We start from the raw sequence: 15,969 nt of genomic DNA, 5'->3' as shown, positions 1-15,969 counted from the left end.
CAAAACTAACACCTTTTACTCCAGCACCTTTACGGGAAACCTCATAACGTGCTTTTTAATCACAAATGCCCTAGCCCTGATAGTAGCGGCATCTCCCGATTTAGAAAAACTAGGCTTTTTTTAGCCTTAGTTTTTATTATCGGGAATACAGCGGATAGCAGGAAATAGCTCCTGAAAAAACTTGGAACTTTAAACATTACACTTTAAACAAAAATTTCGTATTTTTGCACTCCAAATAAAGGACTAAGATTATGTTAGATAGACTTCAAATAGTAAAACAACGTTTCGATGAGATATCGGATTTGATTATCCAGCCGGATGTTATTTCTGATCAGAAGCGTTATGTGCAATTGAATCAAGAGTATAAAAGCTTAAAAGCATTGGCTGAAAAGAGAGACGAATACGTGCTACTTATGGCTAATATTGATGAAGCAAATGAAATAATTGCAGACGGTAGTGATGCAGATATGACCGAAATGGCCAAGATGCAACTGGACGAAGCAAAGGAAAGATTACCAGAACTAGAGGAAGAAATCAAGTTTATGTTGATTCCTAAAGATCCTGAAGATGCGAAGAATGTGATGGTGGAGATTCGTGCCGGAACGGGTGGGGATGAAGCGAGTATTTTTGCAGGGGATTTATTCCGTATGTATACTAAATACTGCGAAAACCGTGGATGGAGAACGTCAGTTGTGGATATGAATGAAGGAACTTCGGGTGGATTTAAAGAGGTAATCTTTGAAGTTACTGGTGAAGATGTTTATGGAACATTGAAGTTTGAAGCGGGTGTTCACCGTGTGCAACGTGTACCACAAACGGAAACGCAAGGACGTGTGCACACATCAGCAGCAACTGTTATGGTATTGCCAGAAGCAGAGGAATTTGATGTGCAAATTGATATGAATGATGTACGTGTGGATTTCTTTTGTTCGTCAGGACCTGGTGGACAATCAGTAAATACAACCAAATCGGCAGTGCGTTTGACGCATATTCCAACTGGATTGGTAGCACAATGTCAAGATCAAAAATCACAACACAAGAATAAGGATAAAGCCTTTGGCGTATTGCGTTCTCGTTTATACGAACAAGAATTAGCCAAAAAACAAGCTGAAGATGCTACTACACGTACGTCTCAAGTTAGTTCAGGTGACCGTTCTGCTAAAATTCGTACTTACAATTACGCACAAGGGCGTGTAACGGACCATAGAGTTGGTTTAACCCTGTATGACCTAGGAAACATTATGAATGGTGATATCCAGAAAATTGTTGACGAACTAGCATTAGTGAACAACATGGAGAAACTGAAAGAAGCAAGCGAGGTTTTTTAAGAAAATAGCGTAAAAAAATATTGAATACATAAAAATGCCATACTATTAATTAGTGTGGCATTTTTTAGTTTTAGTTCTTGAATATTTACTTGTTTTCTTTTAGTAGAAGGACTGATTTTTTTAAAACTTCATATTTGGCGATAGCCGAATCGATTTTGGCATCAAAATCATGATTGTCCTCTAATTTGTCAATTTCAGTATTGATTTCAGCTGTTTTATTCTCAAATGAGGTGTTGATGATGGCCCAATTTGACAGTAAATCGTCAGTGCTTTTATGACTGATTGAATCAACGAAACGAACATAATTATTAGTAACTTGTTCTGCTTTTTTTTCTTCTTGGGTTTTGCAAGATGTCAAACTAATTGCTATTAAAAAAAATCCTAATAGTGGTATTGAATTTTTCATTCTGGTATTATTATGGTTTTATTACATATATAAGTCTAAAATAGATATGTACTAAACCGTTTTTTAGCACCTTTATTTTGACTGCTTGAAAATCATTAAAAAGGACATTTTTCATACGATTGATCATCGTATTAAACATAGAATTAGTAGTGTAGCAAGCTATTGAATACTCTTATGTTTAGATTGAATGTGCTTTTTAAAATAGTACGTTTTTTTACTGTACATTTAATTCGCTTGCTATTATAAAAAGACTGATTTATTAATGTCTTTTATATTTTCTAATTTTGTTTTTTCTTGTTCTATAACTACTATAGCGTTTTCTTTCAATTGTTGTGATTGATTTTTTAGGCTATTTATTTTTTCAGAAATTGTATCATTCAATATATTAGTTGAGTGTTTTACCATTTTTTTTAAATTGTTGGCGTTATCAACTATTTTATTTTTAGCAATTTCTCTTTTTTCTTGGGTAAATAGCATTCCTAAATATGATCCTAATACGAAACCTCCAAGTATTCCTATTGTTAAATTGTTGTTTTTCATTTGTTTTATCTAATTACCCTCTTATCACTCTTAGTAAAATTGCAATAACAGCTATTACTAATAATATGTGAATAATACTTCCTAAACTATAAACGAAGAATCCTAATGCCCATAGTATTACTAATACTACTGCTACAATGTATAATAAATTTTGCATGATGTTTTTATATATAATTAATAATTAAAGTGTATTAGCTGCTTGCATTAATTTGGTTATTCCCGTCGTTAATAAAGCAACCCATATTTTTTTATAAATGTTCTAATTCAGTATCTTATTTAAAGATTTGTTTTATATAGACAAAGATCGATAGTTGATAGCAAAAGTTTGTTACATCAATTTCGATTTTTATTACAGAATTTAAATGTGATTTTATATAATTTAAAACTTATTGCAGACTGATACATGCCAAAAAGAGATTTTTTTGTGCGTTTTATCAGGAGTTGAAGTATCTTTTATTGAGTTTAGAAGATAGTATATGGTTGACTCTTATGCCTCAGGGAGAAAAATAGTAAATGTAGCACCTTGATTCAATACTCCATTGGCAAATATAAATCCTTTGTGGTTTTCTACTATTTTTTTACAAATAGCCAAACCAATTCCTGTTCCGTTATATTCGTTTTTGTTGTGAAGTCTATTAAAGAGGATGAAAATCTTTTTAGCATATTCTTGCTCAAATCCGATTCCGTTGTCATCAATGGTGATTTTATAATAGTTCAGATTGTTGTTAGGTAATAATTCTTCGTTATTGGCACTGATTGTTGAACAATTAATTTGAATGATTGGACTGCTGTCTTCTTTACTGTATTTTAATGAGTTACCAATTAAATTAATAAACAACTGCTGCATTTGAAATGGAATTACTTTTAAATGAGGTAATTCAGTATTTTTAATACTTGCGTTTTTATCTTCAATTATTTGAGCTAGTTCTTGTTTTGCATTTTCTAATAAGGAATTTAAATCAGCGTCTTCAAAAGCTTTTTCAGTTTTATTAGTTCTAGAGAATTGCAATAAGTCTTCAATAAGAATACGCATTCGATTAGCAGAATATTGTATGCTGGTCACGTATTGTTGTCCTGCTTTAGATAAATTGTCATAATCTTTACTAACTAATCTTGAGAGAAAAGTTTCAATTTTTCGTAGTGGTTCTTGTAAATCGTGACTCGCAATGTAGTTGAATGCCGTTAGTTCTTTATTGTTACTTTCTAATTCTCTATTTCGATCTTCAATAAAGTTATTAGCATACACTTCCTCAGTAACATCACTTGTAGTTCCTATATGTGTTCTCTCGCCAGAAGCTACTGTTACAACTCGTCCTAAAGCTCTGAAATATCTTATTTCGCCATCTTTTCTGATAATTCTATAAGTAAATGCAGGTAAAGTTGTTTCAATAGGAATGTTGTTCGCGTTGTCAATTACGTGTTGTAAATCGTCTGGGTGAACAAATTTGTAAAATTCTTCGAGACTTGCCTTAAAAGATTGAGGTTCACATCCTAATAAGCGATATTCATTATCTGAGAAAGCAAAGGTTTCTGTATTTAAATTGAATTGCCAGCTTCCAAAACCTCCCACAATCTCCGCAAGATTACTGGCTTCATTGGCAACTGAAAGTGTGTTAATTGTTTTTTTAAGGGTCACTAAGTCCTGATTCATTTTAATAAATGCAATCGTAATTAAAACTAAGGTCACTAAAAGGGTAAGATAAATAAGTAGCGGAGTATAATTCATAGTGGACTCATAATCCAATTGCCTGTTTTGTAAAAGTCTTTTTTGAACAACAATCATTTCTTCTATTTTATCTCGTATAGAATCCATTGTTTTTTTTCCAATTTCTAAATAACTTTTAAAAACTTCCTGATCATAATTTTCATGCTCAACAAGATACAATGTTTTGGAAAGGTAGTTTTGTCTGGTATTAATGAGGAATATTAATTTTTTTAAATTTGCTTGCTGAGTCCTACTGTTGACAGTTAATAAGGTTACTTTCTTGAAAGAATTTTTGATTAAATGTTTAGATGCAATATAAGGTTCAAGAAAACTTTTCTCTTTAGTCAATATATAACCTCTTTCTCCAGTTTCGGCATCTTTTAGGTAAGAAATTAAACGCTCCAGTTCAATATTTACTTCATAACTATTACTTACCCAATTGGATGTTTTTTTTAGAACAGTAATGTGTTTAAAAGTAATAGCGCCAATAAAAAATATAATTGTTACTGAGATAATAAAAATTATTTTTAAAAATAGTGGCGATTTATGAAGCTGAATATATTTCATTTTACATTCTCATTAAGAAATTATCTTTATTTAAACCAGAGGTATGGTATTGCCAGTTTATGGTCACCACGTCAGAAAGTATTTTTTTTAAACTATCAAAATCACTTGGCTTTTTAATATAAATATTAGCACCATTTATAAAAGTCTCATCGATATGTTCTTCTGATGATGAGGTTGAATAGATGGCAACGACAATATCATTTAGGGTTTTATTTTTTTTTATTTCCAATAAACATTCGAGACCATTTTTTTTTGGCATGTTTAAGTCTAAAAATAAAATGTTAGGTAAAACAGCATCAAAATGGTTTAAGTAATTCATTAACTCTACACCATCTTTAAAAGTGCTCACTTTTGTATTTATTTTCAATTCGTCAAAAGCGTCTGTAAAAAACAACCTGTCGTCTTCGTCATCGTCTGCAAGGCAAATATTTATGTAATCAGTAGTCATAGAGTCTTGTTTTAGCTGTTATTTTTATCTAATTGTTCTTTTCGTTTATTAATTAACTTTTGAAAAACGGAAGGAGTCATGCCTGTCATATTTTTGAATTGTGTGCTTAAATGCGCTACACTGGAATAGTTCAACTGAATGGAAATTTCAGTTATGTTCAATGAGGTGTTAAGCATTAATTGTTTTGCTAATTCTATTTTTTGAATTATAATAAAGTTTTCAATCGAAGTAAAAGTGACTTCTGAAAATAGATTAGACAAATAGGCGTAACTCATGTTTAATTTATCAGCAATGTATACGGAGCTTTTTATATTTAATTGCTCGTCATTGTGAACCATTTCAACGATGGTATCTTTAATTTTTTGAACTAATATGCTTTTTTGATTTTCAACTATTTCTATACCATACTCATCGAAAATAGAAGTGATTTCTTTTATTTTTGCAGTAGGTACTTTTTCTAAAAAATTGAATTCACCAAACCCAATATAATTGTATTTATATCCTAATTCGGATAGTTTTTCTTGGACAATCTTTTTTGTTAACTGAGCATAGTCAAACTTCAAATGTACTTTCATAAGCATTTTTGTTAATTAGTAAAGATATAAAAATGTTAATACTAAATTTATTGAATACCCATTCGTACTATCATTTTTTAAATTTTAGGCGTGAAATTATGAAATTTTCAACAATAAAATAATAGTTGTGTGTTGATTATTAACGGATTATTTGTGAGATTTTTTTTGTTATTAAAATAGACTCTAGTAGCAGTTTCTTGTATTTTGTGTTTTTTTTAACAGTTGTTTTACGCTTTTACAGTTCCATTTCTTTTGTATGGTATTAAAAAAAGAACTTACAAATAGTCAATTTGGTGGGTAGTAAAGATTTCATTAAACTGAGAACTACGGATTTTGATTTTGTAAATTAAATGGAATTTTATCGTAGTATTCTAACCGATATTAACTCTATGTTTGTAATTTTGTCGCACAACTACAAGAAAAATGACTACACAAGAACTAATTGAACAAATCAAAATCAAGAAATCATTCCTCGCAGTAGGTCTGGACGTCGATTTAAATAAAATTCCAAAACATCTTTTAGATTTAGAAGATTCTATTTTTGAGTTTAACAAAGCTATTATTGACGCAACACATGATTTATGTGTTGCCTACAAACCCAATATTGCTTTTTTTGAAGCTTACGGTATAAAAGGGTGGTTGGCTTTGCAAAAAACAATCCAATATATCAATGCCAATTATCCTGAAATTTTTACGATTGCCGATGCAAAACGAGGAGATATAGGAAATACGTCTTCGATGTATGCCAAAGCTTTTTTTGAAGATTTAAACTTTGATAGTGTAACTGTTGCTCCGTATATGGGGAAAGATTCGGTAGAGCCTTTTTTAGCTTTCGAAAACAAACATACTATCATGTTGGCGCTGACTTCTAATGAAGGTGCTTTTGATTTTCAGACTTTACTTGTGAACGGACAAGAATTGTACAAGCAAGTACTTGAAACCTCTAAATCTTGGAAAAACAGCGAAAACTTAATGTATGTGGTTGGTGCTACCAAAGCAGAATATTTTACAGAGGTTCGAAAAATTGTTCCAGATAGTTTCTTGCTAGTTCCGGGAGTAGGAGCACAAGGTGGAAGCCTTTCGGAAGTATGCAAATACGGAATGAACGACAACATAGGGTTATTGATCAACTCTTCAAGAGCAATTATCTATGCCTCAAACGGAACTGATTTTGCCGTCAAAGCAAGAGAAGAAGCCTTGAAAATGCAACAGGAGATGGAGGCTATTGTAAGTTTAAAGTTTCAGGTTTAAAGTTTCAAGTTGTCTCAGTTTGTGGGTAATTTGTTTAAAGTTTCAGGTTTCAGGTTTTGGATTGTCTATAAAGAGAGGTCTTGATTTTTCTTCATACCTACATGGTTTTAAAAAGTTTAACGTTTTTAATACTTAAAATTCGCTGATCGAATTATGAAATTCAAACCTCAAGTTAAAACCTACGAACTTTGTGACTTTGAGTCGGCGTAACTTAGCAACTTAAAAAAATCCTTTGTGTCCTTTGAGAACTTTGTGGTTAAACCTTTAAACAAAAAAACTTGAAACAAATTTCTTTCATCGATCAACTCGGGACTTCCCACACCTTTGAAACTTCGCCAAAACGAATTATTTCTCTGGTGCCTTCGCAAACTGAATTATTATATGACTTAGGGCAAGAGGCTAAAATAATTGGGATAACGAAGTTTTGTGTACACCCATATCATTTTAAATCCACCAAAACAAAAGTAGGAGGAACCAAGAAAGTGCATTATGAAAAAATCCGTCTATTAGAACCAGATATTATCATTTGCAACAAAGAGGAGAATACCCAAGAAATCGTTGAAAGATTAAGCGAAATATGCCCTGTTTGGGTTACAAATATCATTACAATTGAAGATAATTTCCAAATGATATCTGATTTTGGTCAGCTGTTTAATTGTAGAACCGAGGCTCAAAAATGGAACGACAAATTGGCTTTTGCCTTGAGCGATTTTAAAAATTTCATAAAGGACATTCCAGTGAAGAAAGCGGCCTATTTTATTTGGAAAAATCCTTATATGGTGGCGGGTTCGGATAATTTTATAAACGAATTATTAAAACTCAACCACTTCAAGAACATATATGACACTAAAGGACGTTATCCCGAAGTTGCCATAGAAGAAATTGTTCAAGATGGTGATCCCGATTTTATTTTTCTGTCTTCTGAACCTTATCCGTTTAAAAAAGAAGATGGATATGAAATAAGCAACTATACGGATAAAGCGCAAACCGTCTTGGTAGATGGAGAAATGTTTTCGTGGTACGGTAGCCGCTTGCTAAAAGCCTTTGATTATTTCAAAATGTTACATCAAAAACTATGATTCACATTCTTCAAGAACTAATTCTTCTTTGGGGATTTTAGTTTTAATACTAGCGTCTACTTTAAAGTTTGTGTCTGCTAATTTTTTATATTCTTCTTGGAGTTTCTCAATTTCATTCTTCTCTTTCAGTAAGCCAATCATAATCGTAATTTTTTGCAAATTTAGTTTTTTTGATTCTTATAAAATACTTAAAAATTAGTTAAGATTGAGATTTAGAATTAATGTACTATTTTTGCCAAAAAACGGTGATTTGTTATACAATTTATGAAAATATAAAAGGTGCCCACTTGGCTGATAGTGATCAGGAAAAGCAATGGGTGACTTTTGTGCACGGTGCAGGAGGAAGTTCTTCTATTTGGTTCAAGCAAATTAGAGATTTTCAAAAGCATTATAATGTATTGTTATTGGATTTGCGCGGTCATGGAGCATCCAAAACTACTTTAAAAACCGCTTTTAAGCAAAAATATACTTTTTCGGCTTTGGCCAATGATATTTTGGAAGTGCTGGATCATCTGAAAATTGAAAAATCCCATTTTATAGGTATTTCAATGGGAACTATTTTAATTAGGCAATTAGCTGAAATGTATCCGGAACGCGTGAAAAGTATGATTCTAGGTGGCGCCATATTGAAAATGAATTTTCGTTCGCAGATTTTAATGAAATTGGGGAACGCTTTCAAGTATGTTTTACCTTATTTGGTTTTATATCGGTTTTTCGCCTTTGTGATTATGCCTAAAAAAAGCCACAAACAATCTCGATTACTTTTTATAAATGAAGCCAAAAAATTATACCAAAAAGAGTTTATTAAATGGTTTAAACTCACTGCCGAAATTAATCCTGTTTTAAAATGGTTTCGTCAGGTAGAGTTGAATATTCCTACGCTATATGTTATGGGAGAGGAAGACTATATGTTTTTACCAGCCGTTCGCAAGGTGGTTGAAAATCATTATAAATCATCAAGATTATTAGTAATAGAAAATTGTGGTCATGTGGTAAATGTAGAGCAACCTCTTGTTTTCAATAAAGAGGTTCTTTCTTTTATGAATAGAACTAAATAAAAAATGCCGGCATCCTAAGATGCCGGCAATTCTTTAACTAACCAAAACCAAATAATAAATAACCAGTTTATTACTCTGCAAAGATCATATATAAGGAAGCGTAAAGCTGTTAATATTGTGTTATTAGTTTGTTGTGTATAAGTTAAGATTTTTAGTTTTTACGCTTTATGGCTGTATATCAATGCGTTATTAAATTCTTTTTATCTTAGGAATGTATTTCTATAAAAATAGCCCACATTAAGTGAGCTATTTTCATGATGAAAAAAAAATCATTTTAAAGAAAAATGACTGTTTTATTACTGTAGGTCATTACTTTTCTTTCGGCATGTAGTTTTATGGCTCTTGCCAAAACAATTCGTTCTAAATCTCGACCTTTCATTATAAAGTCATCTACTGAATTGATATGAGAAACGCGAGAGATATCTTGCTCAATAATTGGTCCTTCGTCTAGTTCTTCAGTAACATAATGACTTGTTGCACCAATAATCTTTACGCCTCGTTTAAATGCCGAATGGTACGGTTTTGCACCTGGAAAAGCGGGCAAAAAGGAATGGTGAATGTTGATGATTTTATTTTCGTAAAGCGAAATCAGTTTCGGCGTGATGATTTGCATGTATCTTGCCAAAACAATAAAATTCACTTCAAATTCTTTCAATAATTCAATCTGTTTTTTCTCTCCTTCTTCTTTATTGTCTTTTGTAAAAGGAACATGATAAAACGGAATATTAAATTGATCCGCAATAGGCTTCAAGTCCATGTGATTGCTAATAATCAAAGGAATTTCAACGTTTAATTCTCCAGCACTATAGCGACCTAAAATATCATATAAACAATGGTTGTATTTAGAAACAAACAAAGCCATTTTTGGTTTTAAATCTTTATTATAAAAATCCCAAGCCATATTGAAATCATGGGCAATGGTTTTTTCAAAATCTTCTTTTATAGCCGCTAAACTAATTTCAGGATTGGTCAATTGGCTCTCTAAACGCATGAAAAAAACATTTTGTTCTACATCAACATGTTGATCGATATAGGTAATGTTTCCTTCTACTTTTAGTATAAAATTAGTTACTGCGGCAATAATTCCTTTTTGGTCTTTGCAATGAATGAGTAAGGTAATCTTTTGCATTTTGGATAATTATTTTTGAGAATAGGTATTAATTATTTTTTGTCTTGCATAGCAAAAACAGATTGTAATAAAGGAGAAGTTCTTGCAGTGATATTCGTTCTTATGTTTAATTCTTCAACGGCAATCATTTTAAAAACACCATCCATCGCTTGATTCGTAACATAGTCCGTCAAGTCAGGGTTTACTTTGTTAACCAGTGGAATACTGTTGTATTTAGTGATGATATTGGTCCACACTTTATCTGCTCCAACTTTGCTAAATGAATTCTTGATTACAGGATTAAATTTGCCATACAATGCAGTCGAAGTACTACTTTGTAAATAAGCAGTCGCAGCAGTATTATTACCTAATAAAATAGTTTTAGCATCCGTAAAAGTCATGTTTTTGACAGCATCTACAAATATGGGTGTCGCTTCTTTCACAGCATCTTCAGCCGCACGATTCAGTACTTTTAAACCTTCATCGGCAAGGGAACTAAGACCGATGCTTCTTAAACCCGCATCTACTTTTCGCAATTCTTGTGGCAATAAAATTTTTACAGCTTCATTTTTCAAAAAACCGTCAGTCGCTGTAAGCTTTGTAACTTGTTTAGAAATTCCATTATTTAAAGCTTCTCGCAATCCACCTGCAATATTAATATTTCCCGCAGTTCCAAGTGTAGGGTATTGATTGGCAATTTGTTGTAATTCAGCACAACTAGAAAGAGAAAACAAGGCTATAATTGCTATTAATTTTTTCATAATTTTATTTATTTAGACCAAAAATACTATTTAATTCAAATAGAGTAGCATAATTTTTTATAGAAGCACAAACTTTATGTTATATTTAGGAACAATTGTCCCGCTGTCCGTTATATCCACGCCCAAAAGCGTGGGATGCCACTTCCATCGGGGCTAATTTAGAAGATTATTGCTTTTTTATTAACATCTCAAAGGAACATAGAACAATCATTAAAAATTTTTGTAAATTGCACCCTTAAAATTATCATATTCTCAAAATGAATCCACAAACACCGTATATTCCTAAGAATAAAGTAAGAATTGTCACTGCCGCCTCATTATTTGATGGTCATGATGCAGCTATAAATATCATGAGAAGAATTATTCAGTCTACAGGAGTAGAGGTAATTCATCTTGGGCATGATCGTAGTGTTGAAGAAGTGGTGAATACCGCTATTCAAGAAGATGCTAATGCAATTGCTTTGACTTCCTATCAAGGAGGCCATAATGAGTATTTTAAATACATGTATGATTTGCTAAAAGAAAAAGGAGCAGGACATATTAAAATCTTCGGTGGAGGAGGAGGAGTAATTTTACCTTCTGAAATTGCGGAACTACAAGCTTACGGAATCACCCGAATTTATGCGCCAGATGATGGTCGTTCTATGGGTTTACAAGGAATGATTAATGATTTGGTTCAACAATCAGACTTTCCTACTGGAGACAAATTAACGGATGAAGTAGTGAAATTGGCTTCCAAAAATCCAACAGCTATTGCTAGAATAATTTCGGCGGCAGAGAATTTTCCTGAAATTGCGAAACCAGCATTGGATGCCATTCATGAAATAAATAAAAACTGCAAAACACCCGTTCTAGGAATTACTGGTACAGGTGGAGCTGGAAAATCATCATTAGTAGATGAATTAGTTCGTCGTTTTCTAGTCGATTTTCCAGAGAAAACGATTGGTTTAATTTCGGTTGATCCTTCAAAACGTAAAACAGGAGGAGCGCTTCTTGGAGATCGAATTCGTATGAATGCGATTAATAGTCCTAGAGTGTACATGCGTTCTCTAGCAACACGTCAATCCAATCTTGCCTTATCAAAATATGTAGCTGATGCGATTCAAGTAATCAAAGCGGCAAAATACGATATCATCATTTTGGAAACTTCAGGGATTGGTCAATCGGATACCGAGATTATGGACCATTCTGATGTTTCGTTATACGTAATGACACCAGAATTTGGTGCTGCAACACAATTGGAAAAAATCGACATGCTTGATTTTGCTGATTTAGTAGCATTGAATAAATTTGATAAACGTGGCGCATTAGATGCCCTTCGTGATGTAAAAAAGCAATACCAACGCAATCATAATCTATGGGATGCAAATCCAGACGATATGCCTGTTTTTGGAACTATTGCTTCACAGTTCAATGATCCGGGAATGAATACGCTTTACAAATCCATTATGGATAAAATTGTAGAGAAAACGGATTCCGACTTGAAATCAACCTTTGAAGTAACGCGTGAAATGAGTGAGAAGATCTTCGTAATTCCACCTCACAGAACCCGTTATTTGTCTGAAATTGCAGAAAGCAACAGAAAATATGATGAAACCGCTTTGAGCCAACAAAAAGTAGCTCAAAAATTGTATGGTATTTTCAAAACTATAGAATCGGTTTCTGGAAATGTTCCAGTGATTACTAAAACTGGACTTGACGATACTTCGGTTTATCCAAGTGCAATCAAAGAGCACGATGAAAATAATATCTTTCTTAACCTTTTACTGAATCAATTTGATAAAGTAAAAATGGATTTAGATCCTTACAATTGGGAAGTAATCTTGACTTGGGATGAAAAAGTAAACAAATATAAAAACCCGATCTACTCGTTTAAAGTTAGAGATAAGGTTATTGAAATAAAAACACATTCCGAATCGTTATCGCACTCCCAAATTCCAAAAATTGCCTTGCCTAAGTACGAAGCTTGGGGAGATATATTGAGATGGTGTTTACAAGAAAATGTACCAGGAGAATTCCCTTTTACCTCCGGATTGTATCCTTTTAAAAGAGAAGGAGAAGATCCATCACGTATGTTTGCAGGTGAAGGTGGACCGGAAAGAACTAACAAGCGTTTTCATTATGTAAGTGCGGGTTTACCGGCTAAGCGTTTATCAACTGCTTTTGACAGTGTGACTTTGTACGGTAATGATCCGCATTTGCGTCCTGATATTTACGGAAAAATTGGTAATGCTGGAGTTTCTATTTGTTGTTTAGATGATGCTAAAAAATTGTATTCAGGTTTCGATTTGGTACATGCAATGACGTCGGTAAGTATGACAATCAATGGACCAGCGCCTATGCTGCTTGGTTTTTTTATGAATGCCGCTATTGATCAACAATGTGAGTTGTACATCAAAGCTAATGATTTAGAAAAAGAAGTAGAAGCTAAAATTAGCAAAATATATAAAGAAAAAGGAGTTAATCGCCCTGTTTACAATGGTGATTTACCCGAAGGGAATAATGGTTTAGGTTTGTTCCTTTTAGGAATAACAGGAGATCAAGTATTGCCTTTAGACGTATATAATGAAATTAAAGTTAGAACACTTTCACAAGTTCGTGGAACGGTTCAGGCTGATATTTTAAAAGAAGATCAAGCTCAAAATACTTGTATTTTCTCTACCGAATTTGCTTTGCGTTTAATGGGAGACGTTCAAGAATATTTTATTACTAACAATGTTCGTAATTTTTATTCGGTTTCAATATCGGGATACCATATTGCTGAGGCGGGTGCAAACCCAATAACACAATTGGCATTTACACTTTCAAATGGATTTACGTATGTAGAATACTATTTGAGCCGTGGAATGAGTATCAATGATTTTGGACCTAACTTATCGTTCTTCTTTTCGAACGGAGTAGATCCTGAATATGCAGTTATTGGTCGTGTGGCACGTAAAATTTGGGCGAAAGCCATGAAAGTTAAATACGGAGCCAACGAAAGAGCGCAAATGTTGAAATACCATATTCAAACATCAGGGCGTTCTTTACATGCGCAAGAGATAGATTTCAATGATATCCGTACCACATTACAAGCTTTGTATGCTATATATGATAACTGTAACTCGTTGCATACTAATGCGTATGATGAGGCGATTACAACACCTACAGAAGAATCAGTACGTCGTGCCATGGCAATCCAATTGATTATTAATAAAGAGTTAGGTCTAGCCAAAAATGAAAATCCAATTCAAGGTTCGTTCATCATTGAAGAATTAACGGATCTTGTTGAAGCAGCTGTCCTGCAAGAATTTGATAGAATAACAGAAAGAGGAGGAGTTCTTGGTGCTATGGAAACCATGTACCAACGTTCTAAAATTCAAGAAGAAAGTTTGTATTATGAAACGTTGAAACATACTGGGGAATTCCCAATCATAGGAGTAAATACGTTTTTAAGTTCCAAAGGGTCGCCAACAGTGATTCCTGCTGAAGTGATTCGTGCAACAGAAGAAGAGAAGCGATTCCAGATTCAAACATTGGAAAACTTACATAAAGCCAATGCAAAGCAAGTAAAAGAACAATTGGACCGCATACAAGACGCTGCTATTGAAAATGAAAACTTATTTGACCACTTAATGGAAGCAACTAAAGTGTGTACATTAGGACAAATAACTGCCGCTTTATTTGAAGTGGGTGGACAATATAGAAGAAATATGTAAGCAGAGAATCACTTTTGCATTCCATAAAAGAGATGAATCGCAGTTCTGCCTTTTTTGTGGAACAGATTAAAAATTAGAAAGACCTTTCAGTTCCGAATCTTCGGGAGGAAGGTCTTTTTTATTTTGTTTTACTTTTTAAATTAATTATTAGAAAACGAAATTAGATATTTACATCTTTGAATTTGTGCAATTTTGCATATCGAATGAGTTGTGTAAATGTTTCATCATCGAGTACTGGAATTTCTAGAATAGAATTCAATAAGGTAGTGTTAAATTGTTTGGCACTAGTCACTAAATAGGGTTTGAGGTGCTTACCAATACTTTCGTAATATAATTTTTCGGTGGTATTTTGGTACTCAAAATGGGGAGCATTTCTTATTATAGTATAATTTTTATAGCCCATTTCATCCATAATTAATTCTAATCCTTTGACCAGATTTAAACTTTTATGGCTTACAATATTGAGTTGTTGAATGTCATCTCTCCTGAAAACGGAAACAATTATTTTGGCTACATAATCTACAGGAATTATATTTAAACCTGTTTTTTCATTGATCATAAAACGTACATTTTCCTGTTCGGTTGTTCTTTGAGCAGCAAGATAGAAAAATTTAGCCAAGAGATAGAAAACCATGTATTTGGAAACGAAATATTTGTTTTCGTCATCCATTAATCGTCCACAAATAACACTTGGACGCAGTATTTGAAAAGGCAATCCTAAGTCTTTACATCGTTTTGCAACAAAGTTCTCCGAATAAAACTTGGCATTTTCGTATGCGTTGCGATGTTGGGGAATGAAATCAAGATTGTGAAAATCATTTTCTACAATTCCAGTACGTTCTCCTGAGGAAAAAGCAGTGCCTATATAAATGAATTTTTTTATGGAATGATGAAAATTGTTTAAAATGACTTTGGTGATTTTAGTGTTTTCGTCAAATATTTTTTCTCGGTGTTCTTCGTCTGTTGATAAATTAACGTAACCAGCCGAATGGATGAAATAGGCACCATCAATTTTACTAGAAAAGTTTTCTTGTACCGAATCTAAATCGGTATCAATAATTTCGATGTATTGATCTAGCTTTTCAAGCCCTTGGTCTTTTAATATTTTTGGAGTGTAACTACTGGAAAGTAATTTATTGATGCGGTCTAATGCAGACTTTTTTCCTTTGCTTCTAGAAATCAATAAAAGTTTTCCATTAATTGAATCTCGTATAAATAGTTCAAGGATTTCATACATGATTTGTGAACCCAAAACTCCCGTTGCACCTGTAAGTATTATTTTCATCGTAAGTGTTTTTTTAATTGTAATCTAAATTCAATTAATAAAATAAGAGGAAAAACTGTAGAAATAAAAAAGTAATATTTTAGCTACTAAGTATTTGTTTTACAGCTAGTTGTGTTTTTTTTATTTACGACTAAGGGAACTTAAAGTTAAGCATATTTTT

At 32.7% G+C, this 15,969-nt stretch carries 15 protein-coding genes; 5 read left to right on the top strand and 10 right to left on the bottom strand.

All coding sequences use genetic code 11. From position 1 onward, the window contains the following. Nucleotides 1–251: 251 nt before the first annotated feature. Nucleotides 252–1,328 (top strand): peptide chain release factor 1, encoded by a 1,077-nt coding sequence (gene prfA / locus AB3G36_RS16510; RefSeq protein ID WP_367754601.1) that lies wholly within the window; start codon nucleotides 252–254, stop codon nucleotides 1,326–1,328. 85 nt (nucleotides 1,329–1,413) lie between these two features. On the opposite strand, the gene AB3G36_RS16505 is transcribed toward prfA, so the two are convergent. From AB3G36_RS16505 to AB3G36_RS16480, 6 genes are all read right to left on the bottom strand, one after another. Further along, entirely contained in the window at nucleotides 1,414–1,734 is a 321-nt protein-coding gene (locus AB3G36_RS16505; protein ID WP_367754599.1) for a hypothetical protein, read from the bottom strand. A gap of 240 nt (nucleotides 1,735–1,974) precedes the next feature. Next, a complete protein-coding gene (locus tag AB3G36_RS16500) occupies nucleotides 1,975–2,274 on the bottom strand; it encodes a hypothetical protein (protein ID WP_367754597.1) in 300 nt (99 codons plus the stop codon). Nucleotides 2,275–2,287: 13 nt separating this feature from the next. After that, nucleotides 2,288–2,431: a lmo0937 family membrane protein gene (locus tag AB3G36_RS16495; protein ID WP_367754595.1), complete on the bottom strand. Its 144-nt coding sequence runs from the start codon at nucleotides 2,429–2,431 to the stop codon at nucleotides 2,288–2,290. Nucleotides 2,432–2,761: 330 nt separating this feature from the next. Continuing rightward, nucleotides 2,762–4,546, bottom strand: a complete 1,785-nt coding sequence (locus AB3G36_RS16490; protein ID WP_367754593.1) for a CHASE3 domain-containing protein — start codon at nucleotides 4,544–4,546, stop codon at nucleotides 2,762–2,764. Nucleotide 4,547: 1 nt separating this feature from the next. Beyond that, on the bottom strand, nucleotides 4,548–4,994 hold the full coding sequence (locus tag AB3G36_RS16485) for a response regulator (protein ID WP_367754591.1): 447 nt from the start codon (nucleotides 4,992–4,994) through the stop codon (nucleotides 4,548–4,550). An 11-nt stretch (nucleotides 4,995–5,005) separates the two neighbouring features. Continuing rightward, nucleotides 5,006–5,569 (bottom strand): helix-turn-helix domain-containing protein, encoded by a 564-nt coding sequence (locus AB3G36_RS16480; protein ID WP_367754589.1) that lies wholly within the window; start codon nucleotides 5,567–5,569, stop codon nucleotides 5,006–5,008. A gap of 423 nt (nucleotides 5,570–5,992) precedes the next feature. Between AB3G36_RS16480 and pyrF the strand changes: the two genes are divergently transcribed. Both pyrF and AB3G36_RS16470 read left to right on the top strand, forming a co-directional pair. Then, entirely contained in the window at nucleotides 5,993–6,820 is an 828-nt protein-coding gene (gene pyrF / locus AB3G36_RS16475) for an orotidine-5'-phosphate decarboxylase (protein WP_367754587.1), read from the top strand. Between the two features lie 278 nt (nucleotides 6,821–7,098). Beyond that, complete coding sequence (locus tag AB3G36_RS16470; protein ID WP_367754585.1) at nucleotides 7,099–7,899, top strand: ABC transporter substrate-binding protein; 801 nt, start codon at nucleotides 7,099–7,101, stop codon at nucleotides 7,897–7,899. On the opposite strand, the gene AB3G36_RS16465 is transcribed toward AB3G36_RS16470, so the two are convergent. Further along, entirely contained in the window at nucleotides 7,894–8,040 is a 147-nt protein-coding gene (locus AB3G36_RS16465; protein WP_367754584.1) for a hypothetical protein, read from the bottom strand. The genes AB3G36_RS16470 and AB3G36_RS16465 overlap by 6 nt on opposite strands. A gap of 146 nt (nucleotides 8,041–8,186) precedes the next feature. Between AB3G36_RS16465 and AB3G36_RS16460 the strand changes: the two genes are divergently transcribed. Next, nucleotides 8,187–8,957 carry an alpha/beta fold hydrolase gene (locus AB3G36_RS16460; RefSeq protein WP_367754582.1) on the top strand — a complete coding sequence of 257 codons (771 nt, stop codon included), beginning with the start codon at nucleotides 8,187–8,189 and terminating at the stop codon, nucleotides 8,955–8,957. Between the two features lie 274 nt (nucleotides 8,958–9,231). Here AB3G36_RS16460 and purU read toward each other — a convergent pair whose 3' ends face one another. Continuing rightward, entirely contained in the window at nucleotides 9,232–10,086 is an 855-nt protein-coding gene (gene purU / locus AB3G36_RS16455) for a formyltetrahydrofolate deformylase (protein WP_367754580.1), read from the bottom strand. Between the two features lie 32 nt (nucleotides 10,087–10,118). Then, nucleotides 10,119–10,826 carry a DUF4197 domain-containing protein gene (locus AB3G36_RS16450; protein ID WP_367754579.1) on the bottom strand — a complete coding sequence of 236 codons (708 nt, stop codon included), beginning with the start codon at nucleotides 10,824–10,826 and terminating at the stop codon, nucleotides 10,119–10,121. Nucleotides 10,827–11,083: 257 nt separating this feature from the next. On the opposite strand from AB3G36_RS16450, the gene AB3G36_RS16445 reads away from it, so the two are divergent. Then, nucleotides 11,084–14,524 carry a methylmalonyl-CoA mutase family protein gene (locus AB3G36_RS16445; RefSeq protein ID WP_367754577.1) on the top strand — a complete coding sequence of 1,147 codons (3,441 nt, stop codon included), beginning with the start codon at nucleotides 11,084–11,086 and terminating at the stop codon, nucleotides 14,522–14,524. Between the two features lie 160 nt (nucleotides 14,525–14,684). On the opposite strand, the gene AB3G36_RS16440 is transcribed toward AB3G36_RS16445, so the two are convergent. Then, the gene (locus tag AB3G36_RS16440) at nucleotides 14,685–15,809 is read right to left on the bottom strand and encodes an SDR family oxidoreductase (RefSeq protein WP_367754575.1); all 1,125 of its coding nucleotides are present in this window, start codon (nucleotides 15,807–15,809) and stop codon (nucleotides 14,685–14,687) included. Nucleotides 15,810–15,969: the final 160 nt, after the last annotated feature.

The organism is Flavobacterium sp. WC2430, from assembly GCF_040822075.1.
Lineage (GTDB): Bacteria > Bacteroidota > Bacteroidia > Flavobacteriales > Flavobacteriaceae > Flavobacterium.
The sequence above is the reverse complement of the archived record's forward strand: the minus strand, read 5'-3'. Positions and strand labels throughout refer to the sequence as shown.

Coding starts and splice junctions, on each gene's coding strand:
- prfA (WP_367754601.1), top strand. CDS start 252: ATGTTAGATAGACTTCAAATAGTAAAACAACGTTTCGATGAGATATCG.
- AB3G36_RS16505 (WP_367754599.1), bottom strand. CDS start 1,734: ATGAAAAATTCAATACCACTATTAGGATTTTTTTTAATAGCAATTAGT.
- AB3G36_RS16500 (WP_367754597.1), bottom strand. CDS start 2,274: ATGAAAAACAACAATTTAACAATAGGAATACTTGGAGGTTTCGTATTA.
- AB3G36_RS16495 (WP_367754595.1), bottom strand. CDS start 2,431: ATGCAAAATTTATTATACATTGTAGCAGTAGTATTAGTAATACTATGG.
- AB3G36_RS16490 (WP_367754593.1), bottom strand. CDS start 4,546: ATGAAATATATTCAGCTTCATAAATCGCCACTATTTTTAAAAATAATT.
- AB3G36_RS16485 (WP_367754591.1), bottom strand. CDS start 4,994: ATGACTACTGATTACATAAATATTTGCCTTGCAGACGATGACGAAGAC.
- AB3G36_RS16480 (WP_367754589.1), bottom strand. CDS start 5,569: ATGAAAGTACATTTGAAGTTTGACTATGCTCAGTTAACAAAAAAGATT.
- pyrF (WP_367754587.1), top strand. CDS start 5,993: ATGACTACACAAGAACTAATTGAACAAATCAAAATCAAGAAATCATTC.
- AB3G36_RS16465 (WP_367754584.1), bottom strand. CDS start 8,040: ATGATTGGCTTACTGAAAGAGAAGAATGAAATTGAGAAACTCCAAGAA.
- purU (WP_367754580.1), bottom strand. CDS start 10,086: ATGCAAAAGATTACCTTACTCATTCATTGCAAAGACCAAAAAGGAATT.
- AB3G36_RS16450 (WP_367754579.1), bottom strand. CDS start 10,826: ATGAAAAAATTAATAGCAATTATAGCCTTGTTTTCTCTTTCTAGTTGT.
- AB3G36_RS16445 (WP_367754577.1), top strand. CDS start 11,084: ATGAATCCACAAACACCGTATATTCCTAAGAATAAAGTAAGAATTGTC.
- AB3G36_RS16440 (WP_367754575.1), bottom strand. CDS start 15,809: ATGAAAATAATACTTACAGGTGCAACGGGAGTTTTGGGTTCACAAATC.